Genomic DNA, 299 nt, shown 5'->3' with positions numbered 1-299 from the left:
CGGTTGCTTCGAGTCCGGCATCTTCGGCCAGTTCGGCCAGTCGCTCGATCGTCGCAAAGTCGAGCTCTAACTTGGTCATTGCCACCCCTTCAGGTGCGGCCTTCATTGGGTGCCAGCGCCAGGCCGGTGAAGGTGTCCGGCTTTTCGCCCTCGGGGATCAGCCTCGGGCTAGGCGTGGCGAAACGGCTTCAGCCTTCGCTGGCCGCGTTCGCGGCCTGGTGCGTCAGCCGATCAAAAAGGCTGGACATGTTGGCAAAATCGGCCGCCAAAATCTCTTTCAACCCGGTCAGAAGTGCGCG

Source organism: Candidatus Skiveiella danica, from assembly GCF_022705245.1.
In the GTDB taxonomy this organism is placed as follows: domain Bacteria; phylum Pseudomonadota; class Gammaproteobacteria; order Burkholderiales; family Burkholderiaceae_C; genus Skiveiella; species Skiveiella danica.
This window is presented reverse-complemented; position numbering follows the sequence as displayed.